A 20,183-nucleotide genomic window follows, 5' to 3' on the forward strand; every position below is an offset into this window, starting at 1 on the left:
ATCGACGAGCGCGCCATCGCTGTCGAGGAGCCCCCAGCCGCCGCGGTGGAGAAGCGTGACGGACCTGGAACGCCGGGACCCGACTTCCACAGTCCCCCGCCCGGGCCCGGCTAGGAAGTCCGGTACGCGGACCGGATCGAGGCCGCGCACCAGCAGGCGATCGTACGGGTGCTGGAGTGGATCGAGGACAAGGTCGCGGTGATCCGGCACGGCAGGGACGGCGTCTACCGGGTGAGGCCGCCCGGCGGTCTGGTCGCCGCCCGCTTCCGCCATCACGAGGCCCGCTCCGGCCGACCGTTGCTCCAGACCAGGTGCTGCCGTCGGCGAAGGGGCAGCGCCTGGACGGCACGTGGGGCTCGATCCACACCACGGCACTGCACGAGAACACCGTGGCCGCTTCCGCGCTCTACAACGAGCAGGGGAATCCGGCCTCGAACGTGGCGTGGATCATCTGCTCTTCCGTCGCAGGAGCCCGCGGGCCGGTCAGGCCGGCACCGTGTTGTCGGATGTCAGCCACGCCGACCTGATCCGCCGTTCGGCGGCCAGCGACCGTACCGCCGCCGTAGCTCCGGCGCCCTGTGTCGACTGGTGTCTGTTCGCCACCGCCTGGAACGTCTCGCTCGTGCGACGCGATCCGCGCCGGATGACGTGGAGCAGGATCCGTTGTCGGTGAGGACGCGTTCGGCGGTGGCTCCGCAGGAGGGGACGCAGGTGCCGTAGGAGGGCTGCTGTGCCCTCGTCCGGTGGTTGGGGATCTCGCTTCCGGCGAGGCGACACGGTTTGCCTGCGTCGGTGTCGGCGGGGCTCCTCTGCCGACACCGACGCAGTGGTCCTCAGTTCTGGTTCAGCGGGAGTGCGATGTCGACGACCTGACGGCCGGCCGGGAACGCGCCGACGAGGGACGTTTCGCCGTCGAGGATGCTCACCTGGTAGAAGCGCTGCTTCCCGCCGGTGTTCAGAGTCGCGAAGCCGCGGTTGGAGCCGTCGGAGGGCTTGTAGTAGATGTCGAACCCGGCCTGGGGGCCGGCGTTCGCTCCCAGGTTTCCGGTGGGGGCGAGGGTGCCGGCGTTGGCCGGGGACTGGAGCGAGATCCGGTCGTTGACCGTGTCGATGTCGAACAGGGTGGTGGCGGTGTCGACGTCGAGGTCGTTGTTGGTGTAGGCGGCCCCCGTGACGCCGAGCGCGGTTGATGGCGGCGTGGTCGGGTTGGTGAGGGTGCCGTCGGGTGTGGTGGTTCGCGGTGCGGCCGGGTCGTCGATGTTGTGGCGCAGGTTCTGGCCGGTGTCACTGATGACGCGCAGGCGGTTGGCAGCGGGGTTGAAGTCCACGCCGAAGTTCTCGCCCGCCAGGGCGACGGTGAGCTGGGACACCTTGACGGCCTGCGCGTCGCTGTTCACGGTGTAGACGCCGCCGCGGTCGCCGACGCCGTAGAGCTTGCCGTTCTGGACACGGAAGTCGATACCGACCAGCTTCCTGTCCGCACTCAGGCCGGACACCTTGCCGAACGACCAACTGTCGCCCGGGTCCGTGACCCGGAAGCCGACCAGGCGCTGGTCCGAGGTCAGTCCCACGCTGACGAGACCGGGTGCCGTCGCACGTCCGCGCGGACCGAAGGGGGTGGGCTCGGCTCCCGCTGACGCGAGAGCGGGAGCAGCGAGGGACGCCGCGATGACGCCGGCGGCGGCTGCGGAGAGAAGACGGGTACGCACGGTTGCACTCCCAGTGGTAGTTCGACCGCCCACGGAACGGGGCGGGTACACCCTTCCTTCGATGCCGGTCTCGCCCTGGTTTGGGCTTACGGGATAATACGCCCCAGATGGCCTAAGTGGATTGATATATGCCGCATTGTCCAGGTGTGGCGAAGGCGGGTGAGCTGGATCTCCCCTCGACACAGCGCGCACGGCCGACGGCGCCCTCTTCCGCATACGAGCTCGTAAAAGGCTGGCTGACGGCGGCGCTTGACGGATGTCGCCGGAGGCCGGGGCCTGCGGGAGCGGGGCGTGGACGACCGAACCCTTCTCGGTCTCGGGGATCAGGCCGTACACGAGGATGCACGAGGCATCGATGCGGCCCGACGGGTCGGGGCCGGTCGGGTCTACAGCACCTCCCCCCGCACTCCGCCTCATCACCTGCGGCGGCGACTGGCCCAGCGACACCGGATACCGCGCCAACACGGTGGTGTACGCGACGCTGACGGGGACGGAGCAGCCCCTCAAGAGGAAGCGGCCCCCGGTCGGACGGGTGCGTCGACCCCGCGTCCACGTCGGCGTCCCCGGGAGGTGTCCCGCGGCAATCTCCGAAAAGCATCGGAGGGGATTCCCGCCGCGGGCCTTCGCGGGTCACCGGCCGGGAGCCCCGACGGACGTCCGACCGGGGGGTGGACGCATGCCGACGCGCCGAATCGTCGTCGCCCTGCTGAGGGCTGCGACCGTATCGCCGGCGACGGTGGCCGTCGGCGTCCTCGCTTCGCTGGCGGCCAACGCCGCCACGTCGGACGAGCGGTGGCCCAAGCCCCTGGACTGGATCCGGACCCACTCCTGGCAGTCCGTCGGGTACCTCGCCGCCGCCTTCATCCTCGCGTTCGCGGCGAGCTGGGCCACCGCGCAGGGCGCGACCGCCGATCCTCCCCCGCCGCCGGCCACGCGGGTGCCCGAGTGGGTGGTCGACCGGGGAGAGGGCGACCGCGCCGTCGCCGCGGTGCGGGCGAAGGCCGACGGACGGGCCATCGCGATCACGACCTCGCTGGAAGGGGCCGGCGGGTTCGGCAAGACGACGCTGGCCGCGTCGTGTGCGCGCACCCGAAGGTCCGCCGGCACTTCCGGCGCCGTGTCTTCACCATCACCGTCGGGCGGGACGTGCGGGGCAGGGCGGCGATCGCGGCCAAGGTCGCCGAGGCCACGCGGTTCATCACCGGCGACACGACGGCGTTCGACGACCCCGCGCTCGCCGGCGCGCACCTCGGCCGGCTGCTCGACCAGCGGCCCCGGACGCTCCTGGTCCTGGACGACGTGTGGGAGGCGGCCCAGCTGGCGCCGTTCCTGCTGGGCGGCGCGCGCTGCGTCCGGCTCGTGACGACCCGCGTGCCCGGCCTCCTGCCGCCGGGAACCGCCCGGGTCACCGTGGACGAGATGACCGTCGAGCAGGCCCGCCGCGTCCTCACCTGGCAACTTCCGCCGCTGCCTCCCGCGACGGTCAGGGAGCTGCTGGCGGCCACCGGACGGTGGGCCCTCCTGCTCCGTCTGGCCAACCGCCTCATGGCCGACCAGATCGCCTCCACCGCCGACCCGTCGGCCGTGCTCGACGCCGCGGAGAACGTGCTCGCGAACCTCAGGGCACGAGGGCCTGCGGCGGCGGACCCGTCCGCCGCCCCGCTGGACCTCGACGATCCGCAACGCCGCGCCCTCGCCGTCCGGGCCACCGTCGAGGCGGCGACGACACTGCTGCCGCCCGGCGGCGCGGAACGACTGGCCGAGCTCGGCGTGTTCGTCGAGGACGAGGCCGTCCCGATCGAGCTGATCGCCCGCCGCCGGCAGTCCACCGGAGGACTGCCGGCGGCGGAGACCCGGACCCTCTGCGGACGGCTCGGCAGCCTGTCGCTCGTCACCCTCTCCACCGCGCACGGCGGCTGCATCACCCTCCACGACGTGCTCCGCGACTACCTGCGCGGCGAACTCGGACCGACCCGCCTCACCGCCCTCCACGGGGTGCTGGTGGACGCGGCGGCTGCCACCGTGGCCGGCGGAGCCGCGGGCCCGTCCTGGTGGGAGCTCTCCGACGGGTACCTCCTGGACCACCTGGTCGAGCACCTGCACGCCGCAGGCCGGACCGGCGAGGCCGAACGGCTGGCCGGAGACATCCGCTGGGTCGAGACCCGGCTGCGCAACGCGGGCCCTCGGCGCCCTGGAGCGACCTGGCCCGCCTCCCCGGTCCCGCCCCCGCCGCCCTGGCCCGTGACCTGACCCGCGCCTCGCACCTGCTCGGATCCCCGGACGCCCCTCGCCTGATGCGGAACGTGCTCCACAGCCGTCTGGAGGACCTGCCGCACTGGCAGGGCCAGGTCGCCGCCCGTCGACGGGACCCCGGCCTGCGGCCGTACCTGGCCAACCGTCACCGACTGCCCGACGACCGCGTCCTGCGCAGCCTCACCGGGTTCGCGCGGCCCGTCACCGCCGTCGCCACCGGCGGGGGAGTCCTGGCGACGGCCGAGCCCGGCGCCGTCCGCCTCTGGAACCCCGACGACGGCGGCTGCGTCCTGGTGCTCCCCGTCGACGGCACCGTCGTCGGGCGCGTGGCCGTGGTGCCCGACGGGGCCTGGGTCCTCGCGGCCGACGCGCGACGGATACGGATGTGGGCCACCGCCACCGGCGCGGAGCTCCGCACGTTCTCCGTCGAGGCGGACACCCGGCTGAGCGACACCGTCGCGGCCCTCGCGGTCTCGCCCGACGGATCCCTTCTGGTGACGGCCTCCGTCGACCACGTCGTCACCGTGTGGGAGACCGCCTCGGGCCACCGCCTGCGCGAGGTGCCCCACGCCTACCCCGTGGAGGCGCTGGCGACGGCCCCGGACAGCTCCTGGTTCGCCACGTGCAGCGGCGACACGACCCGCCTGTTCGAGACCGCGACCGGCCGGGGACTCCGGACACTCTCCACCGCCTACACCGGCGCGCACGGCTCGGTGGCCGTCGGTCCGTCCGGCACCTGGCTGGTGACCCAGCACACCGACGGGCCGCGGATCTGGGGCACCGGCCCCGGCGCCGCGCCGCAGGCCATCCGGTCCACCACGGGCATGGACGCCCGGCTCGCCGTCGCCCCGGACGGCCGCTGGATCGTCACCGGAGGCCGGCGGACCGAGGTGTGGGACGTGGAGTCCCGAACCCTCCTCGGCGCCCTGGACGGACGGACCACGTCCGTCGCCGTCGCCCCGGACGGCGCGTGGATCGCCGTCGCCGGCGAGCACACCGTACGACTCTGGGAACCGCCGCGCGCCGACGCCGCCGGCGCGGGAGGCGCCACCGGGGAGATCACCGCCCTGGCAATCGCCGTGGACGACAGCCGTCTGGTCACCGCCGCGGGACCGGATGCGACCGTGTGGGACCCGGCCTCCGGCACCCCGGTGCGCGTACGGACCGGACACACCGCCCCTGTCACCTCCCTCGTCGTCGCCCACGACGGCGCCTGGGCCGCCTCGGGCGCGAGCGGCTCCCTGCGGGTGTGGGACACGGGGAGCGGAGCCGACCTCCGCACCCTCGTTGACCCGTACGCCGACACCAGGGCCGCCGCCGGCCTCTGCGACCAGGTCAAGGTCACCCGGTCGATGGGTGCGGTCGGCACCAGCGCGGACAACGCGGCCTGCGAAAGCTTCCACGCGTCCCTCACACGCGAGACGCTCAAAGGCGCCCGCGACTACGGCGACCCGGTCACCTGCAGGACCAAGGTGTTCGCCTGGCTGATCCGCTGCAACGCCCGCCGTCGGGACTCCGCCAACGGCCGTCTCAGCCCCGACGAATACGAACGCCGACACCACGCGGCTGAACTCATGCTCGCCGCGTGATCAACGACGCGTGTCCACCGCCACGGAGGGAAGGTCTGACGTCAACCCTCGAAGGATTTCCGGAACAGATCACTAAGTGACATAGTCGGCAGGCGTCGGCAGGATGGGCAGGTCGGCGGCCACTGTGCCGAGTAGTGCGAGGGCCTGCTGGGAAGCGCTGCCGGGCTCGGCCTGGTACACGATGAGTTGCTGGTCCGGGGCGCTGTCGACGGTGAACGAGTCGTAGGTCAGGGTCATCTCGCCGACCTGGTGGTGGTGGAAGGCCTTGGCCTCGTGCGCCTTGCCCCGTACATCGTGCCGGGCCCACAGAGCGCGGAACTCGGGGCTTTTCAGGGAGAGTTCGCCGACCAGTTCCGTGAGCCGGCGATCGTTCACGAGGTCGCCGCCACCCGCGCGCAGGGCCGCGAGCCCGGACTTGGCGACACGGTCCCAGTCGGGGTAGAAGTTCCGGGCGTCCGGGTTCAGGAAGGTGAACCGGACGAGGTTGGTCTCGCCATGGTCCAGCATCCCGGCGAAGAGGGCGCGTCCGAGGCGGTTGCCCGCCAGCACATCCAGCCGGTGGTCGAGGATCAGCGCGGGTGTGTGATGCCAGCCGTCCATCAGGCGCAGCAGACTGGGTCCCACCGACACACCACCACCTCGCCGGACAGTGCCGCGAGCCGTTCGTGCCAGTTGGTGCAGGTGCGCGGTCTCCTCGGGATCCAGTCCCAGGGCGCGGGCCAGGGCGTGCACCACCTGTGCGGAAGGATGCTTCTCCCGTCCCTGTTCCAGTCGGGCGTAGTAGTCGGTGCTGACGCCGGACAGCTGGGCGACCTCCTCCCGGCGCAGGCCCGGCGTCCTGCGCCGGCCCGACCAGGGCTGACCGGCCCGGTCCGGGCTGGTCATCTCTCGCCTCGCGCGGAGGAACTCACCCAAGGGGTTGGCACTGTCCATGCCGCAACGATAGGCGCGCACGCGAGGGGTTGCCTGGGTGTGGCACACCCTGGACAACACCGCCCTGGCTGAACGCCCACTCACCGAACAGGCTCGGTCCCATGACAACCAACGCCAACGTTGCAGACAACCTGCCGAACAACTCCTCTTCGCCCGTCGCCGGTGGGCCTGCGCGTCTGCTGGCCGGCCGGGTCGCGGTGATCACCGGGGCCAGCGCCGGGATCGGCGCCGCGACCGCACACCGATTTGCCGCCGCCGGAGCGACGGTAGCGCTGCTCGGCCGGCGATCCCGGCTACTGGACGACCTCGCCGCGACCCTGCGCAAGGAACACTCCGCCAAGGTTCTGCCGCTCGCGGTCGATGTCACCGACGCCGCCGCACTGACCACCGCCGCATCGACGATCCGTGCCACCCTGGGCCGGCCCGACCTGGTCGTCGCCAACGCGGGGGTGATGCTCGGAGCGCCTTTCGAGGAGGCGGACACGGCCGAGTGGGACCAGATGATCGACGTGAACCTGCGAGGTCTGCTGGCGACCGGCCGGGTCTTCATCACGGACCTGCTCGACGCGGCCGAAGCCGGACGGCCCGCGGACCTGGTAAACCTCAGCTCGATCGCGGCGGAGGTGATCTTCTCCGACTACCCCGTCTACGGCGCGACCAAGGCGGCGGTCACTCAGCTGACCCGCAACCTGCGCGCCTCTCTCGGCCCTCGCGGCGTACGGGTACGGTCCGTCGACCCGGCCTTCGCCGTCACCGAACTCGGCGCCGACATGGCACACGAGGCGACTCGGACCGGGCTGGACAGGATGCGCTCGGCCATCACGGCCATCACCGCGGAAGACGTGGCCGACGCCATCACGTACTCGGTGGCGGTGCCGGCCCGGGTCAACATCGCCGAGCTGACGGTCGTTCCCACCCAGCTCGGCTGAGAACGACAGGCGGGCGCCATGGGCTGTTCCTTGAAGGAGACGGACCACGAGGATTTCGATCGACAGGCGATCATGCAGCGCATGACCTCGGTCTACCTGCGCTCCTGGCTGTCCGACGGATGGGTGGGTGCGACGGACCCTCCCTGAACCCCGCTCGCGGTCCTAGCGTCGAGTCATGAACGATGAACAAGTGATCGCGGACCTGCACAGCCGGTGGATGTTCGGCTGGGAGCGCAACGAGGGGGACGCACCGTTCGACTTCCGGCGCACCTTCGACGAGTTCTACGACTTCAGCTCTCCGGACGTCCGCCTCTACGACGACTTCGACCCCGAACAGCGCGTGGCGAAGACAGCCGCCGGATACGGCTCGATCTGGGAGCCCAACTTTCACAAGATGGTCTCCGCACACCATGCCGTCGATGACGGCCCGCACGTCATCGCCGACCACGATTTGGCCGCGTCCACCCTGACGTTCGTCGCGCGGATCACCATGCCCGACGTCACCACGGACATTCGTACCACGACCTCGCTGGTCTGGCGCCGAACGCCGGACGGCTGGCGGATCGTCCGCGAACACAACTCGACCACGGTTCTGCCCACAGGGAACCTCGACGGCAGGCTGCCGGCCCCTGAGGCTCTCTGACCCTCTGGGCAGGCTCGGGCTCAACAGGAGATCCTGGCCCGGTCGCTCGCCGTCGAAGACGGTGGCCCATCAGCTCATCGACGAGCTGATGGGCCGGTCTCAGGCCGGGGGCTGCGGCTCCATGACGCCCAGGCCACCACCGGTCAGGCCTCCCTGATCAGGTCTACGAGGTCCCATGCGACTCGGGCCGCGGTGGCGTGGCCTTCGTCCCGAACGGCCAGGACGCTCCGGCCGCCCCGACGATCGATCCGGAGGGGGTGGCGCGGCGGGCGGCTGCCTCGATGCATCTGGACGGTCCGACCGTGGCCGGCGCACGCAGGACGGTGCGCACCCTCAGAAAACGTCCCGGTCCGGCTCTCACCACCACTCACGCGAAGGGGACGACAGCGCCGTCGCCGCGCCGCCCGACCCGTCCGAAGCCGGGCCGCTCCGGCGCGACCAGGACACCGGCCCTGTGGCCCGGGCGCCTGACCGTCGTGGAGAGCACGCCGCGCCGGGGAGGCCCACCGAGACGCAGAGCGTCCGCGCGACCCGGGTGCGCGGACGCATCGAAGCCGCAGCCGCCCCGGCGATCCTCGTGGAGGACGAACTCCACCAGGAAGCCGGCTTCAGCGTGCCCGGCGGGACGGCAAGGCGGCAGCGGCGCGACGGACCGGCTGGAAGGCAGGTCCGCCGCTGCGGCTCGCCGCGGCCAGTACCGGTGGCGCGGCGAGCGGGGCCCGAAGGGCTGCGGAACAGGGAGCCTTGGGGTGCCGGCGGGTTCAGGCGGTGGTGAAACTGGACAGCATTGCGGCCGGGTATCGGCTGCCCGCCGAGCCGTGGGGGAGGATTTCGGTGATGCGGGCCAGGTCGGCACCGGTGAGTTGGACGCCGTCCGCGCCGGCGTTCTCCTCGACACGCTTGGCACTGCGGGTGCCGGGGATGGGCACGACGTCCTGGCCCTGGGCGAGCAGCCAGGCAAGCGCGAGCTGAGCGGTGGTGATGCCCTTGGCCGCGGCGAGTTCTTTGAGCTGTTCAGTGGCGCGCAGGTTGTAGGTGTAGTTCTCGCCCTGCCAGCGCTCGTCCCAGTTGCGCATGTCGTCTGCGGGGTATTCACTCGCCGGCTTGACCGTGCCGGTCAGGAAACCTCGGCCGAGAGGGGAGTAGGGAACCAGGCCGATGCCGAGTTCCCGCAGGGCGGGGAGGATCTTCTCCTCGACCTCGCGCTCGAAGAGGGAGTACTCGTACTGGAGGGCCGAGACCGGGGTGACGGCGTGGGCGCGGCGGATGTACTGGGGGCCGACGTTGCTCAGGCCGAAGTACCTCACCTTGCCTTCGGCGATCAGGTCGCCGACTACGCCCGCGACCTCTTCGGCGGGCACGTCGGGGTCGGAAATGTGCTGGTAGAAGAGGTCGATGTGGTCGGTCTGCAGGTAGCGCAGGCTGTTCTCGGCGACCCTGCGGATGTTCTCGGGGCGGCTGTCAAAGCCGGAACCGATCGGCTGGGAGGTCATGTCGAAGCCGAATTTGGTGGCCAGGACCACCTCGTCGCGGAAGTCCCGGACCGCTTTGCCCAGCAGGATCTCGTTGCTCCCGGTACCGGCGCCGTACAGCTCGGCGGTGTCGAAGAAGTCGATTCCGAGTTCGTGGGCACGGTGGATGGTCGCCGTGCCCTCGTCATCGTTCGATGCCCCGTAGGCCATGGACATGCCCATGACGCCAAGGCCGAGGGCCGAGACGCGCAGGCCCTGGGAGCCCAGAGTGCGGTGCTGCATGAGTTCACTTCCTCAGTGTTTTGCCGGTCCCACTCGAAAGGGTCGAACCGAACTGTTCGGTTTTAACTCTACGGACAGGCAGCCGCAAGACCAAACCAAACAGTTCGCTGCCTTATCCTGGGGCCATGTTCGACTCCCCCGACTCCGGCCGGATCCCCGCGCCCGCTGCCACCCCCGACAGCAGTGACACCACGCGTGAGCGGATCCTCACCGCGGCCATGGAGGAGTTCGCCCTCCACGGGATCGCCGGCGCCCGAGTCGACCGCATCGCCAAACTCGCCCGGACCAGCAAGGAACGGGTCTACGCCTACTTCCGCAGCAAGGAAGCGCTCTACACCTACGTCGCCACGCGAGAGCTCTCCGTCATCGCCGAAGCCACGCAGATAGACCCGTCCGACCTCCCCGGGTACGCGGGCCGCCTGTTCGACTACTTCACCGCCCGCCCCGACCACCACCGTCTGCTCGCCTGGGGCCGCCTCGAACTGGCTGACACCGAAGCCGCCGACTCCGATCCCACCCGGGCTGCCATCACCCGCAAGCTCACCCAGCTCCGCCAGGCCCAGCAGGCCGGACAACTCGACCCAGCCTGGGACCCGGCCGACATCCTCGCCCTGGTCAACCAGATCGCCACGACCTGGGCAGCCCAACCCGAACTCACCCGAGCCGCGACCGAACACGCCGCAGACTCCACCACCGCAGCCCGTCGCACCGCCGTAGTGACCGCAGTCGAACAACTATTCCCCCGCACCCCCTGACCACCAGCGACAAACCGCAACAGCCCAGCGCCGGGCAACCAGCGCCCCCGGCCGCACCGGCTCAAGGGCGACGCCCTCCAGATCCACTCCGACGAACCCGGCCTGCCCCTTCTGAACCCGGACCGATCAGGACAGCCAGAAGACGAGCACGAACCGGCCAAGAACCTCCTCGCCGAACCGCACCGCTGACCGGCGGCCCTGGCCGACCCCTCTCCTCCGGCCCACCGCGGGGCGGCGGGCCGGCCGAGGAACGCAGCACGCCAGGACGCAGCCGCCCCGCCACTCCCGCCCTACTCCCGCCGCTGCGCCCGGCGCTCGGCTTCGGCGGTGCACCTGGTCCTGGCCATGTTGACGGCCGTTCCCACGTTCAGGCACCGCCGCCGTAGACGTGCCGGCCGCACGGCCAGGCCCCGCCGACACCAACCAGCCCCGGCGCAGCTCCCCCACGCGACCACGACGACCTCAGCACACCCCACAGACACCCCCGCTCGCCATCGAGGCCGCCGCTCCCGAGCTCGGAGACGCCCAACCCGGCGTTCCTACGCCCCTGGTGGACAGCCCGGAACGCCTCGACGGCCTCCTGGCCGCAGAAGCCGACCCGGCCGATGGTGACCACACGCTCCGGATGGCGACGCGGTCCACTACGGGCTGCCGGTGGCAAGGGCGTACCGGTGGGCGACGGTTCGAGCGTCCCGCCCCGGTACGTGACGTGCCGGCCACGGACCACCCCGCGGACTTGTTCAGTCCTGGCGGGTGTTCCGCAGGATCCGGTCGACGACCTGCGCGGCTTGTGACGGCTGCTCCTCGAACCAGTTGCCGAGATGTTCACGGACGGCCTCCCCGACACAGTCCCGTACGTCGGTGTTGCCGAGCAACTCGTGCGTGGCGCCGAGGTATTCGGGGCGGTCGAGTTTCACCGACACGACTGCCGTGAGGCCCTCGCCCATCCAGTCGGCGCAGCCATCGGTGTCCGCCGCGGGCAGCCCCCGTTCTCGCACGTACGCGGTGACCGCGGCCACCACTCCGTCTCTGAAGCCGTCCACGTGCGCGCCGCCCTCGCGAGTGGCCCGGCTGTTGACGAAGCTGCGTATCCGCTCCTGGCCGGACCCGCTCCACAACAGGGCCACCTCCATCGTTCCCGCCATCCGCGGATCCTCCCGCTCGAAGCCCATCACGTCCGGACGCAGGACGGCCCCCGTCTCCGCGTCGAGTGCGGCCACGAAGTCCCGCACTCCGTCCGGAAACCGGAAGCTCACCGCCCGGGCCCCGCCCGCCGGGCGTTCGTCGGTCAGTGAAAGTCCCAGGCCCCGGTTGAGGAAGGCCACCTGCCGGAAGCGCTCCGCCAGCACGGCGAACGAGCACCGCGTCGTCCCGAAGATCTCGGTGTCGGGCCAGAAAACGATGGTCGTCCCGCTGCCGGCCGTAGGCCCCAGGGCGGCGGGCGGGGCGGCCGCGACACCGCGCGCGTACTCCTGGACCCGGCGGCTCCCCTCACACCGGACCTCGGCCGTCAGCCTGCTCGACAGGACGTTGGCCACGAAGAGACCTCCACCGAAACAGCTATGGCTCACGTACGCGATGTGCCGGCCGCAGGGCTCGGCCTCGGCGCACACGCTGGTCAGCAGGGCTTCGAGGCCGGGGCCGCCGGCGTCCCGGGGGGCCGTGAAGGAACACCCGGGCCCGTTGTCGGCGACCCGCACACCGCCGTCGCGGGTGAGCGTGACATCGATACAGTCGCCGCCACGGCCGGCCAGGACGTCGTTCACCACCCGGCCGACGACCTGGAACACCAACTCGTGCAGACCGCGTTCACCGGTCGAGCCCACCCACATACCGGGCCGTTTCCGAATGCCTTCCCACCCCTCCAGCTCCTCGATCCGGACAGCGCCGTACCCTGCTCTTTCCGCACTCATGAAGACCCCTCCCATGGCGTCCGGCAGACCTCCGCAGCCTATGCGAGATCTAAGGAAATGCCAGGTCAGAGCCGCTTTGGCGAAGCTGCGGGCGGGCGGATGAGAACGTGCCGGGAAACAGTCGGCCCAGGCGCCGCACACCACGCCCGGAACCTTTCCGCCGGCCCGCCGAAGCCGCGTACGACCCCACTCCGGGCACCCCGTAGGCCCCCAATTCCGTTACGTGACAGCCACCCCGCGGACTGCGCCGACTGCAGGGCCCGACGTCCCGGGGCTGTGCCGGTCGGCCCGTAGACACCGCGCAGCTCGCCGGGAGCGACCCGAATGGCCTGAGCGCGCGCTCCGCAGACACCGGCCACCCCCATGGCCTTCTTCTCCCCGACCCGACCCGACCCGACGTGCTCCTGCGCCCGGAGGCGCCCGGCAGAGCGGCCCCTGCGCCCGCCGTTACACGCATGACTACGAACGGCTCGTTCAGCACTTCGAGACGCTCATCACCTGGGCCGTCATCACGCTCATGACCAGGCGGCCTACCCGCAAGTCGGCCCGTCGCACCGAGCCGTCGACGACCCGTTCGTCCGGACCAGCTCGCGCAAGCCGCCTCATCTGCAGGAACAGGAAACGACCCTAGGAAGTCGGCAGCAGGTGATCACCGGTTCCGGCTTGTGACGCAGCGCCATTCATTGCGACCATCTCCGCATGTTCGAGCTACTCCCCGAAGTCGGTCTCCGGCTCCCCGGCTGTGCCGGCACCCTCCGCTTCGGCATGGACGAGCGCACCGCCCAGTGGGCCGTCGCCACCGTCGCGGACGTTCGCCAGGGTTGGGTCTGTGGCGCCCGTTGGGCCTTCAGCGCGCAGTACCGGGGCCTGACGCTCGACGTATACGGCGACACCACGGACCGCCGCGGCCGGCACCAAGACACCCCTGGCCTGGCCGGCATCGGCCTCACCCGCGACCCCTTCACACTCACTGGGCCGTCTGCCTGCCCAGTTGTCCTCCGCAGCATCAACCTCTTCGGCCACCCGGCCGCCGAGGTCTCGGATGCCCTCGGTGACAGCCTGCCCCCGACGCTCCGACTCGGCGGCGACGGTCTCCACCTCACCACCGTGTCGGTCCACGCGGAACCCGTACCTGTCGAGAGCTGATCACGACGGCAAGCCGGATCGACGAGACCGAGCCCAGCGGGCATACCCCAGACCCCTGCCCTGGCGCCTGACGTGCAGGCATCAGAAACAGCCACTGTCACCAGGAGCCTGATCGCCGCCCGAAGCCGCGAGACGCGATCGGGACGCCTCGCCGACCATCCGGCCGACGCGGAGGCCACTGCCTGGGGCGTGCTCAGTCCTGCTGCTCGACGACGCTCTTCAGCACGCTCGTCGCTCCCATGCCGTTGGGCCAGCCGGAGTAGAACGCCAAGTGCAGCAGAGCCTCCTGCAGCTCCTCGTCGGTGACGCCGTTCTGGCGGGCGAAGCCGAGGTGGAACTGCAGCTGGTCCATCTTCCCGAGCGCGGTCAGAGCAGAAATGGTGATGAGGCTGCGGTCGCGCTTGGACAGGCCCTCACGCTCCCAGACTTCGTCGAAGAGGACCCTGTCGGTGTAATGGACCATCCCCGGAGCGAAGTCGCCGAAGGCGTTCTTCCCGCCGGTCCAGCCGGTGCTTGTGTTCTCAGCCATGATCTTTCCCTACCAGCGTCGATGTCCGTCGGTCGCTCTCTGAAGGTGCAATGCCAATGACATCGCCGCACCTGCAAAGAGAGGGAGTCACCGGTGAAGGACGTACTGGCAGGGCATCCCTCACCGGGCCTTCGCGCCTTAACGTGGAACGCATGGAAGCCAGGAACGAAGCACGGGAGTTCCTCATGTCCCGTCGAGCGAACCTCGCTCCCGAGCAGGCCGGTCTGACGGTCTCCGGACACCGGAGGGTGGCGGGCCTGCGCCGCGGCGAGGTGGCGATGCTCGCGGACGTGAGCCCGGAGTACTACGCCAAGATCGAGCGCGGCCACCTGGCCGGCGTCTCCGACGCCGTCCTCGAGTCGGTCGCGCGGGCGCTGCAGCTCGACGACGCCGAGCGCGAGCACCTCTTCGACCTCGCCCGGGCAGCCAGCGGCGCGGCCCGGACCGTGCGCAGGCGCAGGTCGAAGAAGTGGGTGCCCAGGGACAGCCTGACCCGTGCGCTGGACGTCATCGACCACGGGCCCGCGTTCGTGCGCAACGGACGGATGGACATCCTCGCCACCAACGCCCTCGGGCGCGCCTTCTACGACGAGGTCTTCGACGGAGCAGGACAGACCAACCTGGCGCGCTACTGCTTCCTCGACGAACGGGCCAAGGTGTTCTACCCCGACTGGGACGCGGCCGCGGACGTCACCGTGTCGATCCTGCGCACCGAAGCCGGCAGGGATCCCCGGGACAAGGAACTGCACGACCTGATCGGCGAGCTGTCCACGTGCAGCGACGCGTTCCGCACCCGGTGGGGAGCACACAATGTGCGCCGCCACGGATCGGGTACCAAAGGGTTCCACCACCACGAGGTCGGCGACCTCACCTTGACCTACGAGGGGATGGAGCTGACCGCCGAACCCGGGCTGTCCTTCCTCATCTACACCGCCGAGCCCGGCTCGCCCAGTCAGGAGCGCCTGCAGCTGCTGGCGAGCCTCGCCGCGACGTCCCCCGCGAGGCCGCCCGTCGGTGGGCACCCGACAAAGATCCAGGAGAGATGACCATGCACACCAGAACACTCGGACAGGGCTTGGAAGTCTCCGCGATCGGGCTCGGCGCGATGGGCATGTCGCAGAGCTACGGCCCCAACCCCGGCAGTCGCGACGACATGATCGCGGTGCTGCGCTCCGCGGTCGACGAGGGTGTGATGTTCTTCGACACCGCGGAGGTCTATGGGCCCTATGCGAACGAGGAGCTGGTCGGCGAGGCGCTCGAGCCGATCCGCGACCAGGTCGTGATCGCCACGAAGTTCGGGTGGGACATCCAAGACGGCCGGAGCGTCGGCCTCAACAGCCGTCCCGAGCAGATCCGCCGCGTCGCGGAGGAGTCCCTGCAGCGGCTCCGCACGGAGACGATCGACCTGTTCTACCAGCACCGCGTCGACCCCGACGTGCCGATCGAGGACGTCGCAGGCACCGTCGGCGAGCTGATCGCCGAGGGGAAAGCCAGGCACTTCGGGCTCTCCGAGGCCTCGGCCGCCACCATCCGCGCCGCACACGCCGTCCACCCCGTGACCGCGGTCCAGAGCGAGTACTCGCTCTGGACACGGGACCCCGGGGCTGAGGTGCTGCCCACGCTTGCCGAGCTCGGCATCGGGTTCGTGCCGTTCAGCCCTCTCGGCAAGGGCTTTCTCACCGGCACCGTCGACACCTCCACGACCTTCACCGACGGGGACATCCGCCACAGGGTCCCGCGCTTCAAGGCGGAGAACCTGGCCGCGAACCAGGCGCTCCTCGACCACGTCCGCCGGCTCGCCGAAGTGAAGGGTGCGACTCCAGGCCAGATCGCCCTGGCCTGGCTGCTCGCGCAGCAGCCAGGGATCGTACCGATCCCCGGCACACGCCGCGCGGCCCGAATCAAGGAGAACAACGCCGCGACGGCTGTCGCGCTGTCCGCGGACGAGGTCGCCGACCTCGACAGCCTTGCCCAGCGGGCCGGCGTCAGCGGCGATCGCTACAACACCGAGCACATGGCCTACGTCAACCGCTAGGAGTGCCGCGCAGCCTGACCAGCTGATCCCTGGACGCCGCGCCGCCGCACGGCGCCCGGCGAGACGCGCTGAAACAGAAGGAAAGGACGAAATGAATGTCAACCGATTCGATCAGATCTTCCCGCTCGGGAAGAAGAACGACGCCTTTGCGCAGTACTTCATCGGCCAGAGCTATCTGGCGCCGCTCGCCTCGGGAAGCGTTCCCGTCAGCAACGTCTCCTTCGAACCGGGCTGCCGCAACAACTGGCACATCCACCACGGCACGGGCGGCGGCGGTGACCAGATCCTGCTGTGCACGGCGGGCAGCGGCTGGTACCAGGCCCAGGGCGAGGACCCCACCAGCATGGAGCCGGGAACGGTGATCCGTGTCCCGGCGGGCACGAAGCACTGGCACGGCGCGAAGGCCGACTCGTGGTTCTCCCACGTCGCCTTCATCACCCCGGGCGAAGACGTCAGCAACGAATGGCTCGAGCCCGTCACCGACGAGGTGTACGGCGAGCTGCCGAAGAACGGAGCGAACGCATGACCATCCTGGACGAGACCTACACCCTGTCCAACAACGTCGAAATCCCCAAACTGGGGCTCGGCACCTGGTTCATCGACGACGACAAGGTGGCTGAGGCGGTCCGCGCGGCCGTGGAGATCGGCTACCGCAACATCGACACCGCCCAGGCCTACGGCAATGAGCGCGGCGTCGGCGAAGGCGTGCGTACCGCCGGCGTCCCCCGCGACGAGCTGTTCGTCTCGACCAAACTCGCAGCGGAGATCAAGGACTACGACCAGGCTGCCGACGCGATCGACGAGTCACTGGAGAAACTCGGCGTCGAGTACATCGACCTGATGCTCATCCACAGCCCGCAGCCGTGGAACGACTACCGCGGCGGCGACTACGCCCAGGGCAACCGCGAAGCATGGCGCGCGCTCGAAGAGGCGCACGAAGCCGGCAAGATCCGCTCCATCGGAGTGTCCAACTTCCAGCAGCAGGACCTGGAGAACATTCTGCAGGGCGCGACCGTCGTGCCGCACGTGAACCAACTGCTCGTCCACGCCGGCAACACCCCCTCGGAACTCCTGGACTACTGCGAGGGCAAGCAGATCCTCGTCGAGGCGTACTCGCCGATCGCACACGGAGCGATCCTGCGGAACGCCGAGGTCCAGGCGATGGCAGAGAAGTACGGCGTGTCCGTCCCGCAGCTGTGCATCCGCTACACCCTGCAGCTGGGCACGGTGTCGCTGCCCAAGACGGCCAACCCCGAGCACATGCGCACCAATGCCAAGGCCGACTTCGAGATCTCCGGCGATGACATGGACGCCCTGCGCAGCCTGCGCAACGTGGACTACGGCGAACACAGCGCGTTCCCCGTCTACAGCGGCAAGTGACGCCTCCGCGACCGCTGGGAACGACGCGACGACATCCACGAAGCCTTCCTCGGCATCGCCACCTGCCTCATCACCCACCGCCACGTCCAACGCCTTTGCCAGGACTCTGCGAGGTCCCAACAAGGACTTTGCATGGATCGAGAGCTGATCAATCAGGCGCTTCAGTGACCGATGTCGCATGCTTCGTAGCTCTTCAGCCCGACCGTCAGCAGGGGCGGCACGAGTGTGTGCATGTACCAGCCCAGGTCGGTGAAGTCGATCGAGTCAGATAGACGCCGCCGGTTGATGGTCGGGATGAAGCTGCAGGTCATGCGACCAGGAAAGAACAGGAGCTGACCGCCTGCGCTCACCTTCTCGTGGTAGATGCAGACGGCCACGTGGTGGTTCGCATGCTCGGGTGCGTCAAGGATGGCCAAGACATCCTGAGCGTGCTCGCGGGTCGTGGTCCGCCAGTCGTATAGGTCGTCGTCGTTCACCATGAACGAGAGCGGATCCTCCAGCGCCCAACCTGCGGCGGCCAGGGCCCCGGTGGTGGCACGGACCGTGAGCTCGTGGGCGAAGGTGAAGTCGATGTCTGCTGTTCTGGACGACACGGATGGCTCCCGGTGAAGGTTCGACGGCACCGCATAGTTGCCGAGGATGTGCCGAGCTGTCGATCGAATTGAGGATCAAGGACCCTGGCAGAGACGTTGGACGTGGCGGTGGGTGATGAGGCATGTGGCGAGGCCGGGGAAGGCTTCGTGAATGTCGTCGCGTCTTTCCCAACGGACGCGTAGGCGCCGGAAGCCGTGGAACCAAGCGATGGTGCGTTCGACGACCCAGCGGTCGACGCCAAGGCCGGAGCCGTGCGGGACGCCGCGGCGGGCGATCACCGGTTTGATGCCCTGGGCCCGGACGAGGCGGCGGTACTTGTCGTGGTCGTAGCCCCGGTCGGCCAGCAGCACGTCCGGCCGGCGTCGTGGTCTGCCGACCAGGCCCGCTACGGACGGGATCTTCGCAAGCAGAGGCAACAGCTGCGTCACATCGTTGCGGTTTCCGCCGGTCAGCGACACAGCGAGTGGGATGCCCTGCCCTTCGCAGGTCTTCCGCCATACAGCACCTCAGAGAAGCCCTCCATCTGCACACATGATGGTCGGTGACAAGGACGGCCCCGCCATGACGCATTGGCGAAAAGCAGCAGGCGCGTACTCGCAGCCGCAGTGCGCCGGGGCCGCCCGCGCTTGACCGCCACCCCGGAGCCGCGAGACCGGTTTCCCAGGTGACAACGCCGTGGCGGCCGGAGGCGGTGGGGTGCCGTCCCGGAAGCTACGGTCGGCTGGCGCTGTCCAGCGGCAGGGCCGGGCGGGAGGCTTCAGGTGCTCAGCGACAGACCGTACGACCGTCGGCCGCGACGACCGTCGGCTAACGCTGGGTGGGGGGTTTGTTGGTGTGTGGTGGGGCGGCTGGTCTGGGGTGTTGCTGGTTCGCTGAGAGGTGGAGTCGGCGGCTCGGGCGGGTAGGTGGGGGCTTCTGAGCTGGGGCTATGTGTTGTGCGTTGAGCGGGGCTGGGTGTGTTGTAGGTAGTTCTGGCGTGTATAGGCCCGGTTGGTGTTTGTGCTGGTCAGGGTTGTTTTGCCTGGCTGGCAGGTGGGCCTATCGGCCTCGGCGGGAGCGGTGTTGGGTTTCGGCGAGGTGGTCGAGGCGGATGGTGTCGAGGGTGGTTTTGGTGATGCGTTCGGTGCCGTCACTGATAGCGGTGATGGCGGCTTGGCGGATGAGTCTGGTGAGGGATCCGATGCGTCCTGCGGTGCGTTGGTGGAGGTAGGGGGCGTGGTGGGGGAGGGTGCCGGGTTTGTGCTGCTGGAGGTCGAGATGGTTTTCGATGTCGGTGATGACGTCGCGGAACGGGTGGCGGGTGCCGTGGCGGGCGGGTAGGGGGCCGCAGTCGACGAGGGTGGCGCGTCCGGCGAGTTGGGCGCCTCTCACGCCGGTAAACAGCGGGGTGTCAGTGACGTTGATGCCGGCGTAGACGAATGTCGCGGGGAGGCGTTCGCTGAGGTCTTTCAGAAGGTCGGCGGTTTGGGCGCCGGTGGTGGTGCGGGGGTTGAGGCGGTGGATCTCGTCGATCATCACGAGCTGCACGCCGGCTTGGGTGTAGGTGTGGCAGACGGCTTCGGTGATCTGGGTCTGGGTCATGCGCGCGGCCACGGGGATGCCGAGGTAGCGGGCGAATTCGGTGATGAGGGTTTTCGCGGTCGCGCCGGGCGGGACCAGAACATACGCGACGGGTACCGCAGCATGCGCTGATCCCGGTGGTGGCGGGTTTTTGCGGGTGTGGGCGAGGTGGCAGGTACGCCCGACGTTCAGGAGGGCCGTGGTTTTCCCTGCTGCGGCGGGTCCGGTGACGATCAGTGAGGGCCGTGCGGTGGTCTGCTGATGACGGCCGAGGATCATCAGGGTGCGGACTTGGATGGCCAGGGTGTGGATGGCGGGGGTGCGGATGGTGACGAAGCTGGAGTGGTAGGCCAGGCGTTCCTCTGTACTGCGGGGTGGGTCGCCGGGCCGGGGAGGGACGACGGGGTCGGTGGTCGCGAAGCGGTGCCAGCCCTGCCAGGTGGTCAGCGGCCACGACAGCT

The 20,183-nt window shown here is 69.8% G+C and carries 19 protein-coding genes and 2 pseudogenes; 13 read left to right on the forward strand and 8 right to left on the reverse strand.

Annotation, left to right across the window (positions count from 1 at the left end):
• The first annotated feature begins 135 nt into the window (after nucleotides 1-135).
• Complete coding sequence (locus tag OG927_RS36095) at nucleotides 136-720, forward strand: relaxase domain-containing protein (protein WP_408058124.1); 585 nt, start codon at nucleotides 136-138, stop codon at nucleotides 718-720.
• Nucleotides 721-833: 113 nt separating this feature from the next.
• Here OG927_RS36095 and OG927_RS33375 read toward each other — a convergent pair whose 3' ends face one another.
• Nucleotides 834-1,709 carry a DUF4394 domain-containing protein gene (locus OG927_RS33375; RefSeq protein WP_330319455.1) on the reverse strand — a complete coding sequence of 292 codons (876 nt, stop codon included), beginning with the start codon at nucleotides 1,707-1,709 and terminating at the stop codon, nucleotides 834-836.
• Between the two features lie 1,077 nt (nucleotides 1,710-2,786).
• Between OG927_RS33375 and OG927_RS33385 the strand changes: the two genes are divergently transcribed.
• Together OG927_RS33385 and OG927_RS33390 are read left to right on the forward strand one after the other, a co-directional pair.
• Nucleotides 2,787-3,959: an NB-ARC domain-containing protein gene (locus OG927_RS33385; protein ID WP_124283562.1), complete on the forward strand. Its 1,173-nt coding sequence runs from the start codon at nucleotides 2,787-2,789 to the stop codon at nucleotides 3,957-3,959.
• A 44-nt stretch (nucleotides 3,960-4,003) separates the two neighbouring features.
• The gene (locus OG927_RS33390) at nucleotides 4,004-5,551 is read left to right on the forward strand and encodes a hypothetical protein (protein WP_330319454.1); all 1,548 of its coding nucleotides are present in this window, start codon (nucleotides 4,004-4,006) and stop codon (nucleotides 5,549-5,551) included.
• A 72-nt stretch (nucleotides 5,552-5,623) separates the two neighbouring features.
• On the opposite strand, the gene OG927_RS33395 is transcribed toward OG927_RS33390, so the two are convergent.
• Nucleotides 5,624-6,484: a helix-turn-helix transcriptional regulator gene (locus OG927_RS33395; RefSeq protein WP_056791346.1), complete on the reverse strand. Its 861-nt coding sequence runs from the start codon at nucleotides 6,482-6,484 to the stop codon at nucleotides 5,624-5,626.
• Nucleotides 6,485-6,585: 101 nt separating this feature from the next.
• Between OG927_RS33395 and OG927_RS33400 the strand changes: the two genes are divergently transcribed.
• From OG927_RS33400 to OG927_RS33410, 3 genes are read left to right on the forward strand one after another with little or no spacing between them, the layout of a single operon-like run.
• A complete protein-coding gene (locus OG927_RS33400) occupies nucleotides 6,586-7,413 on the forward strand; it encodes an SDR family oxidoreductase (RefSeq protein WP_079100724.1) in 828 nt (275 codons plus the stop codon).
• Between the two features lie 18 nt (nucleotides 7,414-7,431).
• Nucleotides 7,432-7,560, forward strand: a complete 129-nt coding sequence (locus OG927_RS33405; protein ID WP_282434502.1) for a hypothetical protein — start codon at nucleotides 7,432-7,434, stop codon at nucleotides 7,558-7,560.
• 28 nt (nucleotides 7,561-7,588) lie between these two features.
• Nucleotides 7,589-8,056 carry a YybH family protein gene (locus tag OG927_RS33410; RefSeq protein WP_056791349.1) on the forward strand — a complete coding sequence of 156 codons (468 nt, stop codon included), beginning with the start codon at nucleotides 7,589-7,591 and terminating at the stop codon, nucleotides 8,054-8,056.
• Between the two features lie 761 nt (nucleotides 8,057-8,817).
• Here OG927_RS33410 and OG927_RS33415 read toward each other — a convergent pair.
• A complete protein-coding gene (locus OG927_RS33415; RefSeq protein WP_330319453.1) occupies nucleotides 8,818-9,810 on the reverse strand; it encodes an aldo/keto reductase in 993 nt (330 codons plus the stop codon).
• A gap of 125 nt (nucleotides 9,811-9,935) precedes the next feature.
• On the opposite strand from OG927_RS33415, the gene OG927_RS33420 reads away from it, so the two are divergent.
• A complete protein-coding gene (locus OG927_RS33420; RefSeq protein ID WP_056791358.1) occupies nucleotides 9,936-10,565 on the forward strand; it encodes a TetR family transcriptional regulator in 630 nt (209 codons plus the stop codon).
• Between the two features lie 740 nt (nucleotides 10,566-11,305).
• On the opposite strand, the gene OG927_RS33425 is transcribed toward OG927_RS33420, so the two are convergent.
• On the reverse strand, nucleotides 11,306-12,478 hold the full coding sequence (locus OG927_RS33425; protein ID WP_330319452.1) for a DNA gyrase subunit B: 1,173 nt from the start codon (nucleotides 12,476-12,478) through the stop codon (nucleotides 11,306-11,308).
• A gap of 699 nt (nucleotides 12,479-13,177) precedes the next feature.
• Here OG927_RS33425 and OG927_RS33435 point away from each other — a divergent pair.
• On the forward strand, nucleotides 13,178-13,624 hold the full coding sequence (locus OG927_RS33435) for a hypothetical protein (protein ID WP_124283557.1): 447 nt from the start codon (nucleotides 13,178-13,180) through the stop codon (nucleotides 13,622-13,624).
• 193 nt (nucleotides 13,625-13,817) lie between these two features.
• Here the strand turns inward: OG927_RS33435 and OG927_RS33440 are convergent, their stop codons facing one another.
• Nucleotides 13,818-14,153 carry a carboxymuconolactone decarboxylase family protein gene (locus tag OG927_RS33440; protein ID WP_056791366.1) on the reverse strand — a complete coding sequence of 112 codons (336 nt, stop codon included), beginning with the start codon at nucleotides 14,151-14,153 and terminating at the stop codon, nucleotides 13,818-13,820.
• Nucleotides 14,154-14,305: 152 nt separating this feature from the next.
• On the opposite strand from OG927_RS33440, the gene OG927_RS33445 reads away from it, so the two are divergent.
• From OG927_RS33445 to OG927_RS33465, 5 genes and pseudogenes are all read left to right on the forward strand, one after another.
• A complete protein-coding gene (locus tag OG927_RS33445; RefSeq protein WP_056791369.1) occupies nucleotides 14,306-15,199 on the forward strand; it encodes a helix-turn-helix transcriptional regulator in 894 nt (297 codons plus the stop codon).
• A gap of 2 nt (nucleotides 15,200-15,201) precedes the next feature.
• Nucleotides 15,202-16,188 carry an aldo/keto reductase gene (locus OG927_RS33450; protein ID WP_330319451.1) on the forward strand — a complete coding sequence of 329 codons (987 nt, stop codon included), beginning with the start codon at nucleotides 15,202-15,204 and terminating at the stop codon, nucleotides 16,186-16,188.
• A 91-nt stretch (nucleotides 16,189-16,279) separates the two neighbouring features.
• Nucleotides 16,280-16,714, forward strand: a complete 435-nt coding sequence (locus tag OG927_RS33455; RefSeq protein ID WP_124283554.1) for a cupin domain-containing protein — start codon at nucleotides 16,280-16,282, stop codon at nucleotides 16,712-16,714.
• Nucleotides 16,711-17,568, forward strand: a complete 858-nt coding sequence (locus OG927_RS33460; RefSeq protein WP_124283553.1) for an aldo/keto reductase — start codon at nucleotides 16,711-16,713, stop codon at nucleotides 17,566-17,568. The genes OG927_RS33455 and OG927_RS33460 overlap by 4 nt, the downstream gene beginning before the upstream one ends.
• Nucleotides 17,569-17,664: pseudogene (locus OG927_RS33465) on the forward strand (IS5/IS1182 family transposase); the annotation flags it as partial. It lies immediately after the preceding gene.
• A gap of 65 nt (nucleotides 17,665-17,729) precedes the next feature.
• Here the strand turns inward: OG927_RS33465 and OG927_RS33470 are convergent.
• The 3 genes and pseudogenes from OG927_RS33470 to OG927_RS33480 form a co-directional block, all read right to left on the reverse strand.
• Nucleotides 17,730-18,161: a hypothetical protein gene (locus OG927_RS33470; protein WP_056791384.1), complete on the reverse strand. Its 432-nt coding sequence runs from the start codon at nucleotides 18,159-18,161 to the stop codon at nucleotides 17,730-17,732.
• A 75-nt stretch (nucleotides 18,162-18,236) separates the two neighbouring features.
• A pseudogene (locus OG927_RS33475) lies at nucleotides 18,237-18,647 on the reverse strand (transposase); the annotation flags it as partial.
• Nucleotides 18,648-19,200: 553 nt separating this feature from the next.
• Nucleotides 19,201-20,169, reverse strand: a complete 969-nt coding sequence (locus tag OG927_RS33480; RefSeq protein WP_330321284.1) for an ATP-binding protein — start codon at nucleotides 20,167-20,169, stop codon at nucleotides 19,201-19,203.
• Nucleotides 20,170-20,183 lie beyond the last annotated feature (14 nt).

It is taken from the genome of Streptomyces clavifer (assembly GCF_036345975.1).
In the GTDB taxonomy this organism is placed as follows: Bacteria; Actinomycetota; Actinomycetes; order Streptomycetales; family Streptomycetaceae; genus Streptomyces; species Streptomyces clavifer.

Coding starts and splice junctions, on each gene's coding strand:
- OG927_RS33415 (WP_330319453.1), bottom strand. CDS start 9,810: ATGCAGCACCGCACTCTGGGCTCCCAGGGCCTGCGCGTCTCGGCCCTC.
- OG927_RS33410 (WP_056791349.1), top strand. CDS start 7,589: ATGAACGATGAACAAGTGATCGCGGACCTGCACAGCCGGTGGATGTTC.
- OG927_RS33425 (WP_330319452.1), bottom strand. CDS start 12,478: ATGAGTGCGGAAAGAGCAGGGTACGGCGCTGTCCGGATCGAGGAGCTG.
- OG927_RS33395 (WP_056791346.1), bottom strand. CDS start 6,484: ATGGACAGTGCCAACCCCTTGGGTGAGTTCCTCCGCGCGAGGCGAGAG.
- OG927_RS33445 (WP_056791369.1), top strand. CDS start 14,306: ATGGAAGCCAGGAACGAAGCACGGGAGTTCCTCATGTCCCGTCGAGCG.
- OG927_RS33405 (WP_282434502.1), top strand. CDS start 7,432: ATGGGCTGTTCCTTGAAGGAGACGGACCACGAGGATTTCGATCGACAG.
- OG927_RS33390 (WP_330319454.1), top strand. CDS start 4,004: ATGCGGAACGTGCTCCACAGCCGTCTGGAGGACCTGCCGCACTGGCAG.
- OG927_RS33460 (WP_124283553.1), top strand. CDS start 16,711: ATGACCATCCTGGACGAGACCTACACCCTGTCCAACAACGTCGAAATC.
- OG927_RS33440 (WP_056791366.1), bottom strand. CDS start 14,153: ATGGCTGAGAACACAAGCACCGGCTGGACCGGCGGGAAGAACGCCTTC.
- OG927_RS33450 (WP_330319451.1), top strand. CDS start 15,202: ATGCACACCAGAACACTCGGACAGGGCTTGGAAGTCTCCGCGATCGGG.
- OG927_RS33435 (WP_124283557.1), top strand. CDS start 13,178: ATGTTCGAGCTACTCCCCGAAGTCGGTCTCCGGCTCCCCGGCTGTGCC.
- OG927_RS33420 (WP_056791358.1), top strand. CDS start 9,936: ATGTTCGACTCCCCCGACTCCGGCCGGATCCCCGCGCCCGCTGCCACC.
- OG927_RS33455 (WP_124283554.1), top strand. CDS start 16,280: ATGAATGTCAACCGATTCGATCAGATCTTCCCGCTCGGGAAGAAGAAC.
- OG927_RS33400 (WP_079100724.1), top strand. CDS start 6,586: ATGACAACCAACGCCAACGTTGCAGACAACCTGCCGAACAACTCCTCT.